The 13468-nt window shown below is 31.1% G+C and carries 16 protein-coding genes; 4 read left to right on the forward strand and 12 right to left on the reverse strand.

Translation table 11 applies throughout. The features are described 5' to 3' along the window. Positions 1–59: 59 nt before the first annotated feature. The 5 genes from OCV72_RS07195 to OCV72_RS07215 all read right to left on the reverse strand — a co-directional run bounded on the left by OCV72_RS07195 (position 60) and on the right by OCV72_RS07215 (position 5411). On the reverse strand, positions 60–227 hold the full coding sequence (locus OCV72_RS07195) for a hypothetical protein (RefSeq protein WP_155512667.1): 168 nt from the start codon (positions 225–227) through the stop codon (positions 60–62). A gap of 44 nt (positions 228–271) precedes the next feature. Further along, positions 272–439, reverse strand: coding sequence for a hypothetical protein (locus tag OCV72_RS07200; RefSeq protein ID WP_155512666.1), 168 nt, complete (start codon positions 437–439; stop codon positions 272–274). A gap of 58 nt (positions 440–497) precedes the next feature. After that, positions 498–1820: a radical SAM protein gene (locus tag OCV72_RS07205; RefSeq protein WP_055056086.1), complete on the reverse strand. Its 1323-nt coding sequence runs from the start codon at positions 1818–1820 to the stop codon at positions 498–500. 464 nt (positions 1821–2284) lie between these two features. Further along, positions 2285–3775 carry a radical SAM protein gene (locus tag OCV72_RS07210; RefSeq protein ID WP_055056087.1) on the reverse strand — a complete coding sequence of 497 codons (1491 nt, stop codon included), beginning with the start codon at positions 3773–3775 and terminating at the stop codon, positions 2285–2287. Then, on the reverse strand, positions 3747–5411 hold the full coding sequence (locus OCV72_RS07215) for an ABC transporter ATP-binding protein (RefSeq protein ID WP_055056088.1): 1665 nt from the start codon (positions 5409–5411) through the stop codon (positions 3747–3749). Before OCV72_RS07215 ends, OCV72_RS07210 begins: the two co-directional genes overlap by 29 nt. A gap of 281 nt (positions 5412–5692) precedes the next feature. Here OCV72_RS07215 and OCV72_RS07220 point away from each other — a divergent pair, with 281 nt between their 5' ends. Genes OCV72_RS07220 through OCV72_RS07235 form a run of 4 tightly spaced genes read left to right on the forward strand, consistent with a single transcriptional unit; the run spans position 5693 to position 7730 of the window. Further along, complete coding sequence (locus OCV72_RS07220) at positions 5693–6094, forward strand: GntR family transcriptional regulator (protein WP_055056089.1); 402 nt, start codon at positions 5693–5695, stop codon at positions 6092–6094. Position 6095: 1 nt separating this feature from the next. Further along, positions 6096–6953, forward strand: coding sequence for an ABC transporter ATP-binding protein (locus OCV72_RS07225; protein ID WP_055056090.1), 858 nt, complete (start codon positions 6096–6098; stop codon positions 6951–6953). Beyond that, positions 6946–7572, forward strand: coding sequence for an ABC-2 transporter permease (locus OCV72_RS07230; RefSeq protein WP_055056091.1), 627 nt, complete (start codon positions 6946–6948; stop codon positions 7570–7572). The genes OCV72_RS07225 and OCV72_RS07230 overlap by 8 nt, the downstream gene beginning before the upstream one ends. A gap of 14 nt (positions 7573–7586) precedes the next feature. After that, positions 7587–7730: a hypothetical protein gene (locus OCV72_RS07235; RefSeq protein WP_155512668.1), complete on the forward strand. Its 144-nt coding sequence runs from the start codon at positions 7587–7589 to the stop codon at positions 7728–7730. 141 nt (positions 7731–7871) lie between these two features. Here the strand turns inward: OCV72_RS07235 and OCV72_RS07240 are convergent, their stop codons facing one another. From OCV72_RS07240 to OCV72_RS07270, 7 genes are all read right to left on the reverse strand, one after another. Beyond that, positions 7872–8861, reverse strand: a complete 990-nt coding sequence (locus OCV72_RS07240; RefSeq protein WP_242856464.1) for an alpha/beta hydrolase — start codon at positions 8859–8861, stop codon at positions 7872–7874. Continuing rightward, entirely contained in the window at positions 8845–9288 is a 444-nt protein-coding gene (locus OCV72_RS07245) for a hypothetical protein (RefSeq protein ID WP_055056093.1), read from the reverse strand. The genes OCV72_RS07240 and OCV72_RS07245 overlap by 17 nt, the downstream gene beginning before the upstream one ends. Positions 9289–9291: 3 nt before the next feature. Then, complete coding sequence (locus OCV72_RS07250; protein WP_155512669.1) at positions 9292–10035, reverse strand: hypothetical protein; 744 nt, start codon at positions 10033–10035, stop codon at positions 9292–9294. Then, entirely contained in the window at positions 10016–10576 is a 561-nt protein-coding gene (locus OCV72_RS07255) for an RNA polymerase sigma factor (RefSeq protein WP_055056095.1), read from the reverse strand. Before OCV72_RS07255 ends, OCV72_RS07250 begins: the two co-directional genes overlap by 20 nt. A gap of 246 nt (positions 10577–10822) precedes the next feature. Further along, positions 10823–12133 (reverse strand): sensor histidine kinase, encoded by a 1311-nt coding sequence (locus OCV72_RS07260; RefSeq protein WP_055056096.1) that lies wholly within the window; start codon positions 12131–12133, stop codon positions 10823–10825. Further along, positions 12130–12849 (reverse strand): LytR/AlgR family response regulator transcription factor, encoded by a 720-nt coding sequence (locus OCV72_RS07265; protein ID WP_055056097.1) that lies wholly within the window; start codon positions 12847–12849, stop codon positions 12130–12132. Before OCV72_RS07265 ends, OCV72_RS07260 begins: the two co-directional genes overlap by 4 nt. 52 nt (positions 12850–12901) lie before the next feature. Further along, complete coding sequence (locus OCV72_RS07270; protein ID WP_055056098.1) at positions 12902–13438, reverse strand: hypothetical protein; 537 nt, start codon at positions 13436–13438, stop codon at positions 12902–12904. Positions 13439–13468: the final 30 nt, after the last annotated feature.

Raw genomic sequence — 13468 nt, forward strand, 5'->3', positions numbered from 1 at the left:
CATTACTTCTCCCATATCGCATTTTCTCCTTTCGTTTTACTCAAAATCAGTCTTTCTTATTAAGCACCATTTGCATTTGCGGTTAATGCTCCGCCTGCTGTTCCACCCAGCGTTCCGAAGGCAATTGTACTACCTCCACCAACCAGACATCCTGCTGCACATCCTGCTGCGCATGTTCCTGAACACAATGTACCTGAACAGTTATCTACTGGCATTACTTCTCCCATATCGCATTTCCTCCTTTCGTTTTACTCAAAATCAGTCTTTCTTATTAAGCACCATTTGCATTTGCGGTTAATGCTCCGCCTGCTGTTCCACCTAGCGTTCCGAAGGCAATTGTACTACCTCCACCAACCAGACATCCTGCTGCACATCCTGCTGCGCATGATCCTGAGCACAATGTACCTGAACAGTTATCTACTGGCATTACTTCTCCCATATCACATTTCCTCCTTTCGTTTATTTATTATAAAGCTATAAAATAGCATTATAATCGTTTAATAGTCGAGGCTCAAATACTCTTTGTTCCAACCAACGAATTCCACATTTGAGATATCACTAGCTTTTTCTTCAATATTTGCCGGACAAAACATATTATGTACATTTGAACTTTCGTGAGACGCTAATTCAAACACACTACAGTCAGAACAAAAATATCTCATAGAACAATTCTTGCAATACACAACTTTATCTTTTGAATAAGTCCAATAAGAATAAAGGTCATCTTTACTTAGAATTTCATGCAGTGTATTGTCGGTTATATTTCCTAATGCTTTATGTATTCCCGGACACGGATTCACATTTCCAAATAAATCAATAGAAAAAACACCGTATAAGCATGGATTATAACTTTTTCTCAAATAAAATTCTCGCGGATTTCTATACTGAGATAACATCTTTTGATTCATTCCAATATGTGTCAATTTTTCTCTTTTTTCCATGTCCACAATATCAGCTATCATAGGAGTTATACCCAATTCTGTTTTAATATCCCTAATAATAGCCTCTGCATAATTCCGATTTTTGTCATATATCTGTAAAGTAACGGAATACGGTATATTATTCTTGTGTAGTACGCTGAATAGTTTTTCTTGTTTTCGTATAAACTCCTGCATTTCTTCACTCAAAAACTCAGAAAATCTACGTGTGGCAAAAACAACAATGTTTAATTTTATTTTTTCATATAAACTGGAAACTTTTAATATTTCATTTGCTTCAACACTTCCAGGCGTAGTAATTATCAAATTTATTCTACTGTTTTTTTTGCACTGTTCTATAAGTTTGTAAATAACTTCTGATTTGCAAAATGGCTCTCTTCCACCTAAAATCAATTCTTTTACACCAATCTCTTCAAGTTCACTTACTAATTTGTCGTATTTAATACTAGCCTCTTGATGATTTTGATTTCTAAAACAGCTCTGGCATCCCAGCCAATTTATATATTTTGATTTTCCACAAAAAGAGCATTTCAAATTACACTCATTGCTAATCTCTAAATAACATTTTACATATTGTGGAACTGGTTCAAGCATACCTTTTTTCTGAATTGGTGCATTAAAGCGAAACTTTTCTATATGAACTTCATTTTCAAAAAAATCTCCAAGTCCTTTTTGAGCCAACATCCCAAGAAAGTCCATACACACATTCTTGTGCTTTTCATATTCTTTTAAGGTATCCAGGTCCACATTATTTTCTAACCTTTTAATAAGCATTCCTGCTTCGCGATTAAGCATATAGATAAAGTTATTTTTCATATCATAAATACTATAATCTTTTTCTCCTGCAACCAAAAATGCAAATGCATTTAATCTGAAAAACATATATTATCCTCCCTATATAGTCAAGTCTTTTTCCTTGAAAATCAAGGATTTTTTAATCTTTCATCAATTAATATCTCAGAAGAAGGAGCCATAGGAATGGACATTTCTCTGTATCTGGTACGAAAATAGAGGATTTTGGGTACACGAAGTAAAACGTCTTGGTCTTTCGTTCTACATGGCCTTGTGTATACCCATCCATCTACGGTAGCGAACCTCCCATGTCTACCAGGATCATCAGTCTATGCCGAGTCCTAACTTCTCTCGTCCCGCCTGTCCATAACCAGGGTGTCAGCTCAGCTCCTAAACAGGGTCACGCCCTCTGGAAAATATTCCTGCCGACTACTGGCTCATTCTTTGTTTGTTGTATTACTGACTTCTTTCCTGCAACAGCACTTTTCGGTGGACGTTTTCCTGTTACATTTCATTTCTTTGTTGTTTCCAGCTCCTATATCTTTGAATTACATTTAATTATTTTCTAATTCTGCAGTATCTGTATCTAGAAAATATCTGCAATTTGGGTTTTCTTCATAAATTGAAACGTATCGTGATAAATTTGTTTTTACAACATTACGATGAAATGCACACCCAGCTTTATTCTTTTTAAATCCATTTTCTGTTTCAAAATTCAAATAGCAATATCCACAAAGCTTTTTAATCGGACAATTAGAACAGTCTTCTAAAGCAACCTCATTATATTCTTTCATAATTTTTAAAACTGCTTTTCCGTCAATCCCTTGTTCAACATTTCCTATAGAATTATGTCCATTAACTCTTTCACATATATCAAATATTCCTGATGAATTAACACATATTTTCTGTCCCGGAATACATGCTCCACTGCTCTTAATACAATGTCCTTGAATTTCATCAATTCTCCGCCTAACTATTACAGACATTGGTCCCCCACCTGCTATAGCTGACAAATACGAACTTATTTCTTTATCTGCTACTTTCTTTTCATGAAATTTACGCATTAAATTTTTTATTCTATCATCATATTTTTGATTATCGGTATCTGAAAATTGATCATAATAATTTGTTTCATTATCGGAAACTTTATTCACAAATATGGCTCTAGGAATGTTATATGTTTTTTCCAACTCTTCGTAAAATTCTTCAACTTTTTCAATATCTGTTTTAGGATCAAAAACGCAAACCGCATTTACCCTTGTACGAAAATAATAAGGATATGCTTCACTCAGCTTTTTAATATTATTTGCAATTTGTTCAAAGCTTCCACTTCCATCAATTTTAACTCTTAACCGATCATGTTCTTTTTGTGGACCATCAATACTTATAGCTAAACCAATTTCGTTTTCTGCTAGGAATTTTATATTCGCATCATTCAGTAACAATCCATTTGTTGTAAGCATATAATAAACATTTTCTTTATAAAATTGGTTAATATATCTCACAGCGTACTTAATTGTTTTCATATTCATAAGAGGTTCACCACCATAAAAAGTGATTCCTATTTTCTTTCTTGGATTACGTCTTAATTGAGGTGAAATCAGCTCAAAAAAGTAATCAATAGCACGTTTAGCAGTTTCCTCTGTCATATACTTACAACTTTTATCTTTTGTCAAATGATATGCGTCTGAATAAATGCAATATTTACATCTTAAATTACAATCATCTGTTACTGATAAAATCAATTGTCTTGCTAAATTACTACCGATAAAGTCAACAATTTCCTCTTCTCCTGGATATTTCACGCGAATATCACACTCTTCCAAAAAGGCTCCAGTTTGATCCAACAAGTAGGATAAATAATGCACTTTACTTTCGTGTACATCACCATCTTTTAGTATATCTTCTGTCTTATTACCTTCTAGCAATTGTTTCAAAATTTTTTCATCTTCCTTACTCCATGGTAAAATAAGGCCTGTGGAATCATCATATAAATATTCGTTTCCTTTTTTTGATTTAAATGTCAGTGTCATTCGTTTTTTCATTTTTATTCTCCTTATCTAAGTTAATTATTTTATCAAATCGAATTCCATCTATATAATCATGCGAAACTATAATACATGTACTTTCTTTAAATTTTTCATGAATCATTTTATATAAATCATCAGTCTTTTTTGAATCTAAATTTGATGTAGCTTCATCAAATATCAATATTTTAGATTTCTTCATTATCGCCCTAGCAATTGCTATCATTTGTCTTTGTCCTCCTGATAGTAACATCCCATTTTCCCCTACATTACTTTCAAGATTTAATTGACCTTTTCTAAAGGCTTCAGCCAAGCCACTATCCTTTAATGCCTCAACTAACTCATAATCAGTAAAGTTATCCACACTATATAAAATATTTTCTTTAACTGTTCCTGAAAATAAAAAAATATTTTGAGATACTATACTAATTTGATTACGAATACTGGCTTTTCTGTAATTCTTTATATCTTTATTGTCAATATATATGTATCCTGTATAATTTGTATATAATCCCATGATTAATTTAAGTAACGTAGTTTTTCCGCTTCCATTTCTCCCTTTAATAAGTACTTTACTTTTCCCAGGAATCTTTACAGACAACTTATTTATTATCATTTTACTGTCTTCTTCGTATTTAAAGGACATATTTTCAAAGACTATTTGTCCATTACTTATATTCAGATATGGAAGATCGTTCTCTACCTCTATCTTTTCTGAGAAATACTGTACTAGTCTTTTCAAAGAAGCTATAGCTGGCTGAATACTGATTAGTGATGAAGCCAACGCTTGAACAGGTGCTAATAGTTTTGGCAAATATCCTGAAAAAGCAAAATAATCTCCCATTGTCATATTGTTTTTTGAAATGTGAATAGCTGATATAACTAGTACAAGGACAGAAATAATATTGCAAATCAACATTATTGATTCCGATGTAAGATTAAGCAATACGCTCTGTTTTGTTGATAATTTACTTATTCGCTCATTCAAATTATTTATTTTCTGCGACTCTGTTTTTTCTTTATTGGAAATTTTTACCTGTTCAATTCCTGAAAGAACTTGCTGTATTGTTCCATTTGCAGTGGCTACTTCCTCCATATTCTTTCCGACTATATATCTGGTTTTATTCATCATCATTTTTATTAGAAGAAAATAAATCGGCAAAAACAGATAAATGCATATAGTAAAACTAGTATTTATAGAAAATAAAAAGACCGATGCAATCACGAATTCTATAATACTTAAACCCAGTTTACATGTAGTACTTGAAAAAAGTGGTTTTATCGAATTGATCTCATTAGTTCTTGCCAATATATATCCCTTTTCCTTATTTCCAAAAAATGAAAGCGGATAATACATCAATTTATTATAAATTTCTTTTTTAATATCAAGATTCACTGTTTCACTCAGTAATGTAAAAATATATGATAGTAAAAAATTTCCCATAGAGTATAAAAAATATACAGCAACAGCCATACTTGATAATATCAGAATATACTCTATTCTCCCCTCTGGAATACCAACGTCAACAATCAATTTCATGATATAGGGTCCCAAACTAGAAACCAATGATATGACTATTGATAGCACAAGGCTAATTATTATTTTCCCTTTATGCCTTTTCATGTGCTTCCCTACAAATTTTAAAGCACTCATGATCATATCTCTCCTTTCGTCTAAACAATTTATTTGTTTGTTAAACATATTTTACAAAAAATGGATTTTAATACAAGACAAAATGCATGATATACCATTTTTGTGATTGAATGACAAAGTTTTATCTTACTTCATTCCCAATTTTAATCAAACATGCAATACAATTTTAAAGATAATACAATATTTCATCATTCTATATATTTATTTATATCTTGACACATTTTTATTAACCGTATATAATTATATATATACAGATATTTCGCAAAGGAGGTGAACACAAAATGGACTTTACCATACTAATAAGCAATTCTTCCGAACTTCCAATTTACATGCAAATTGTGGAACAGATTCGTGAGCAAATTGTTTTAGAGAAAATCCCTTCCAATACTCCTCTTCCTTCTATTCGCCAATTATCAAAAGATTTAGACATTAGCGTTATTACAGTAACTAATGCTTATAATAAGTTACAAATAGAAGGCTTCATTACTTCTTTACCTGGAAAAGGGTTCATAACATGTAGCAGGGAAAATAAAGAAATACAGTATTATTACAAAAATAATATTTACCAATATCTCAGATTGGCTATTCGCAATGCACAATATATTGATATAGAATATAATGAACTAATAGAGGACTTTTCTAAAATATACAATAACGAATTACAAACAAAAAAGGAGGAATAATATGTGTATTTTAAAACTAAATAATGTATCAAAAACATTTAATAACTTCTATTTAGATAATATAAACTTCGAATTGCCTAAAGGTTACATTATAGGATATATAGGTCCTAATGGTTCTGGAAAAACAACTACCATAAAACTAATCACCGATCAATATTTACCGGATTCTGGCACTATATATATTAATGGAAAAAAGCTTTCTGATTCAGAAAAGGATTATAGAAACTCAATCGGTTATATTGCTGATGATTTTTATTTTCCAGATTTCTTTAAAATCCATACAATAAAGAAAATACTTAAAGACTTCTATCCGACTTTTGACCCATTATCGTTTGATGAGTATATTAGTTTGTGGAAATTACCATGTAACCAGAACGTAGGCACCTTCTCTAAAGGTATGAAAGTCCGCCTGATGTTTGCTTGCGTTTTAAGCAGAAAACCAGAAATTCTTATTTTAGATGAAGCCACAAATGGTTTAGATCCTGTTGTTAGAACAGAAATTTTACAAATATTAAAGGACTATATAAAAGATGGCGAACACAGTGTCTTATTTTCCACCCATATTTTATCAGAATTAGATAACATAGCTGATTATATATATATGATTTTAGATGGGAAATGCACATTAATGGGGACAAATGATGAACTACTTGATAATTTCATTCTTATCACCGGTTCAATTCAACACCAAGATTTTTTCAAAAAAAAATGTGTTAGTTTCATACAAAAAGACAATTATTTGGAAGGACTAGTTCGCTCTGATAATATAGATTTTCTTCCAAATAACCTGTCTTTTAAAAGACCTACACTTGAACAAATATTATTATATCACTCAAAGGAGGATACATATTGTGAATAAATTAATCAAATTGGACTATCGACTTATTTCATCACAAATTATTATAATATTATGTGCAATACTTTTCTCAGTGTATTTAGGAGTTTTTAAAGCAATGCCAACTTTTTCAATAGGAATACTTTTTATGATGACTTTTATTTTTTCAACAGTTCCTTTTAACGTTTCCTCATATTATAAATCCTGTTTTTATAATATGCTTCCTGTTTCTACAAAGAAAAAGGTGTTAGCACGCTACTGTTATCTTTTTATAAATATATTCCTTTCGACATTACTAAGTTTCATTATTTTTTATTATGCGGGCCGAAAATATTCTATAGATGATTCAATGGGCTATTATAAAATAATATTTATTATTGCCATTACATGTCTTTCATTATGTAGTGTTCAGTATGTCATATACTATAAAATAGAAAACATTCGTAATCAACAATTTGCTGTTTGGTTTAGGCTTATACCTGCTTTTGCGCTTATGTTTTTTGTGAATATTTTTAGTGAAAGGGCTTCTCACTTTTTATATTTTAATTACTTTCATCTTTTAATATTAACTGGTATTTCAATTTTTATTTTATCAATATGTATAGCTCTGTCTTTTTATATTAATGCACACAAAAAAAATTAACGGAGGAAAAACCTATGTGTAATAATTCAAAAAACACTACTAAAGAATCCTCAAATAATACCAACGAGGAAAATACCTCTAGTAGTAAGTTTGAAAATAATCTTGACGATGAAATTGATTCAGAAACCTTAATTCCTATCATGCAGCTTCTTTTATAAATTAGCTGTGCTAAACCTTAAATAGACTATTCTGTTTCTCATACGTAAATAGTAGATAGTCCGTACCTACTCAATAGTAACCTTTCTGTAAATAAAAATGCCGGTACAGGTTTTACTATCACCTGTACCGACATTTTCTGTCTAGTTTATAAATTTAACTACATAATAATTTATTCTTTCCTTCTGCTCAAAATGCAGATAATGTCCCCCCTTTAACATTACCAATCTATTTTCCTGATTATCGCTCAACACACTTCTATGCAGTTTCTCCCATTCTGGAAAAATTTCACAATTATCTTCTGAAACAAAATTTAGCACTGGAACTTCTTCTGGAAATTTCATATCTTGTACTATCTCCAGATTCTTTTCTACCTGCTTTAATTCATTCATTACAGTCTTATTATAAGAGTTATCAAGGGAAAGTATCCGAAAAACTTCTAAGTCTTCCTGTGAATAAGAATAATTCTGGTCTGCATAGATAGCCTTTTCCGGATTTCCAATTGAAAATATCCGGCTAATTCCCAACACATTTTTTGTTTTACTTAAATAGGCCATCAGAAGATTTAATTTTGTTGTATCAAAGGGTTCATTCTCATTTTGCTTTGGTACAGAAGAATCTATCCCTATAAAACCACGAACTTCCTCTGGATAAGTATTAGCATAATACAGGGAATACAATCCGCTAATAGAATGAGCCATCAGATAATATCGGTGAACTCCAATCTCCTCTAAACAGGCATGTAATTCCTCTACGATATTCTCTATGCTTCTCTCTGTATCTGCGGGATCAGACAGTCCATAGCCAAAAGGCTCCACTGTAATCACTTTATATGTCTTTCCTAATTTCTCAGCTAACGGTCTAAACTCTAATACCGGAGAAGGAGATCCCAGTCCTGGGAGTAACACAATAACGGGGGATTCTTCTGCTTGCAAACCAGCAATTTCCACAGTCATCTTTTTCCCATTGACTTTAACTGCATTGCCATAAGCTGCTTGTATCTTTGGTATTTCTCTCTTTTTACAAAAATAGTTCCATGTGATCCCCATGCAGCATAGAATCAGAATTACAATAGCCAACCACTTTATTATTTTAAATATTTTCCTTCTCATAATTTTAGAAACTAATTTCACCTCCCGTTACTTTTACTGTTTTAGATCCACTATTGGTTACATAGAATCTATAATATCCACTAGACGGTATTGTAAATGATGTTTTATGAGAAGTTCCTGAACCGCTATACTTTTGAGTTCTACTTCCATTCTGATTGATATACCCCATCTTTACAGAGGAAGATACATTCAAGTTTACCCGAAAAGTAACAGTAGTACCTCCACTCACATAAAACATAGAGCCATTGGAGTCATAAAAGGATACCGTTTTCCCACTTTCAATACTAATTTGCTGTAGTACCATTCTATCCTCTATCTGATCTTTATATAAATCTTCTCTACAAATACTATAAGTTGTTATATTTCTTACATTATCGGCTGCTGAAACTGGCATAGCAACCAAGCAAATAAGCCCTAACATTCCAAAAAATATTCTTGTTTTTTTCATCTTTCACTTTCCCCTTTCTACAGTCAATATTCCTTGCGAAATCGTCACTCTGTCACTAGATACATTTTTTAAATATACACCATATTGTCCTGATTTAGGAATATCCAGGATTATCTTATTTTCTGTTTCTGATATAACCTTCTCATCTATCACCTCTCCATTAAAAATATATCCAATCTCCAATGTTCTTGCTTTACCTCTCTCATCACTATCAGACTGTATGAAATCTAATATAAAAGTATCCCCTGTTTTCATATTCCAAGTATCTCCATCAAAATCTATAAGAACAATCATGGTTCCGTTATCCAAATAACACTCTGGCACTGATCCGTTACGCTCTGTTTTTAATTCCATAATATATTTTGCAATAGGAATTCCATCTTTATATAAATTTTCTGGTAAAATGATGTCCGTTTCCACTTCCATTTGTATAGCTCCGCTGTTTTCCTTTTCATATAAAGCAAGTCCGTTCTGATTTTCTAAAACCACTTCCTCATTATTTTTGATTTCACCTGCAGATTTTAAAACTTCATGTGCCCCAACAGTGATTCCTCCAATTCCCATTGCCGCTGCCAAAACAGCTATATATCTCCTGCGATTTCTTTTGGCTTTGGTGTGACCTATCTCAAGAAAAACAATTTCTTTTATTCGCTTCTCACTTTCAATATTTTTATGTTGCATTTCATTTTCAAATAGCTCACAGGAATTATCAAACATTTCACTTATTTTAAACTTCACTGGCATCATATCCCTCCTCCAGAAGAATCCTTTTCAGAGTTTCTCTTCCTCTCCGCAGACGGGTCTTTACTGTTTGAGGATTCATTTTTAATGTTTCTGCAATCTCTTCTATTTTTTTATACCGATAATAATACATAATAAAAATTTTTCTATCCGTCTCTCTTAATTTCTCCAATGTTCTTCCAATGATCAACTGTTGCTCTTTCTGTAAAATCAAGTGCTCTACATCACCATCAATCAAAAGAATATCATCATTAAGTTCCAGAATTTCTCCACGATAAGCTCTTAACCAATCTTTCGCCTTATTTCTTGCAATCATTCCCAGATACGATTTGACACTGCTGTACTTTTTATAATTAATCCTTTCTGCTGTCAGCCATAGGGAAATAAAAGTATCTGCAACCACCTCCTCTATATCTTCCTTGGTACCTTTTTTATGCAGTAATTCCCAGACGATATATGTGATATAGGAACTATATAAATCAATGATTTTTCCCAATGCCCATTCATCTTTCCTCTTCAGTTTTCTCATTAAAATAATTTCATCCATTGTCCAAATCCCATCTGTCTGTTTTTTATCAATACGGAAAGGATTGGAGTTTGGTTTCGTTCTATTTCAAAATATTGAATAAAAAAAAGAATATCGCTTTTGCAACATTCTTTTCTTATTCTCTATATCACCGATTATAAGTGTCCTACTATTCTTTTTTAATATAATTAAATGTCTTTAATTTCATTTACTACGTTTTTCCATCAAAACATAAAAATAAGATTGTAATTTCCCACTTTGGCTATTTTAATTTGTATTTTTTTCAAAAAACAACATAATTTTTACTATGAATTGTTTTTCCTCATTTATGCACTTTAGTGTACCATTATATTTTTCAACTGCATCTTTTACACTCGGAAGTCCCCAACCATGAAATTCTCTATTTTTCTTTGTTGTTGAAGGAAAATGTGCAAATGACTCTTTATTTTCTTCACACGCATTAGAAACCTTTATAAGTAAAAAGTGATTAATCCGGCGTATAGTCAACGAAATATTTCCAGGTATTTTCAATTTTTCAGAAGCTTCAATCGCATTATCCAATAAGTTTGCCAATATTGTGCACATATCATGTGGTTTAATATTGGTATTCTGCGGGAATTCCACATTCACATTACAGGTAATTCCTTTTTCCTTCATTTTTCCCAATTTACTATTAATCACTACGTCAACAACGTCTATTCCTGTCCAAGTAGTTTTCGATAATTGCATTATTGGGCGACTTATTTCTGTAATATAATTCTTTGCCTCCAACGTTTTTTCTTCATCTAAAAGCTGATATAATACATTCAAATGGTTATTTAAATCATGGTATAGCTTTGCATTACCTGTATAAATTTCATTAATAGTTTTATAATTTTCTTCGAGCAGTTCATTTCGCATTTCTGCAAAATCTAATTTCATTTTTTCTTCTTTGCTTTCTATTACAAAATAAACTGTAAAAAAAAGTAATGACCAAAGAGCTATAAATACAAACCACACACCTGCCATTGTATAATTAAATGCCTTAAATGTTTGATTAACTAAGTATACAAATCCCAAAAATCCCGCACAGGATATAATTAAAATTGTATATACATAGTTCTTCTTCAATGAAAAAGAATATAAATATTTCTTTATCATAAAATACAGCAGTATCCATAAAAACTTTATAACACAAATCATTACTACACGTAAAATTCCTCTTGTAGAAACTAGCGCGGTAAATGTATCATAGCCACCATAAAAAATCGATACAAGAGTAAAAATCAAAAAGTCGAAACAGCTTAAACATAATACATAAAAACTTGCGATTGAAAATAGTTCTATATACTTTCTCCTGTAGATAATTTTAGCGGTAATACTCATATATAATACAAATAATATAATCGTAAAATAAGAAAATATTGATACATGATTGCAAATTTGTATTAATACAGTTCCTATTATTGCTAATTCTCTATCTAATATAAAGTTTTGCTTTCCTCGTTGCTTATATAACAAAATACTATATATTTTATATAATACAAATACTTCAACAGAACTTGCTAAAATTTCAATTCCATTATATACAATATTCATATCTGTTCACTCCAGAAGTCACTTAACTTCGTTTTTATTTGTTCCAGTTTTGCCTGGCTTGCTGGCAAACGAATTCCATTCTTCAGTTCTACAATTCCATCTTTTATTCCCATAATATGGGCTAGATTAACAATATCCCCACGATCAACATATACAAAATCATCAGATCGAAATTCTTTAAACACCTGTGTAAGACTCTTTCTTACCTTGGTCACTGAATTATCTAATAATGTTATTACAGAATTTTTTCCTTCTCTTTGAATATACAAAATCTTATGATAAGGTATTTTTTCTACTCTAGTTGGTGTTTTTATTGCATAAAATTCATCTGTCTGTATCTTTATCATATTGATAGCATCCTTCAACGCCTGTGGTAACCTAGAGCCTATTGAGTTTTTGGGTATATATCTAAAGATTGACAATTCAAATGCATCTACGGCATATTTTAAATGTGATGTAATAAATATGATTAGCACTTCCGGTAAATACCTTTTAACATATGCAGCTAAATTCATACCGTCTATATTAGGCATTTCAATGTCACTAAGGATTAGATCATAATATTTCCCTTCCTGAATATCATATTGTAAATTCTCACTCTGAGTATAAACCGTTATGTCTGCAAATTCGTTACTCTTTTTTAAAAATTCCATTACTTTTTTCTTTAATATTTCTACTGTTTTTTCGTTATCATCACATATAGCAATGTAAATCATGATACGCCTCCTTATGAGCAATCACTTTATTATAGCAGATTCTAGTGATTTGTTAAATCATAAATGTATAAAAAATTCCTCTCCTTAAATCATGGAAAAACATTTCTTTTTCATTTATTACCAATTCATACATGTCTTTTGTTACTGCGCATTTATAATAATAAATCCCTGTTTCATGTTGCTTTACTTTTGTTATAATATCTGCTACTACCTCATCTATTTTCATTTCTTGATGCGGAGATGCTGGCCACTTTTTTATCATAGATCGTACCTGAGTTTTATTCAATTTTACCTTTTTTGCAAAGTAAAATTTTTGGGGGAATTTTAACTCTCTTGTAGTTCCTAACTCTTTTAAAACAAGGTCAAAAACATCTTTCCCTTCTTCATACGGAAATCCCATTTCTAAATAAGCCTGTATATGCAAAATTGAAGTTTCTAAATACTTAATATTTTCTGTGTTTTGATAGTATTGATACAACTGAAAAACAGCATCAATAAATGTATCTTTTACGGATATATCTTTATATTGTACACTTCCTGCTGCTAATTTAATTGCTTCAATATATACTCCATTCTCTCTTATCTGCATTTCTATTCCTCCCTATATACTTCATTTAGC

The organism is Dorea amylophila, assembly GCF_025567265.1.
Lineage (GTDB): Bacteria > Bacillota > Clostridia > Lachnospirales > Lachnospiraceae > Dorea_A > Dorea_A amylophila.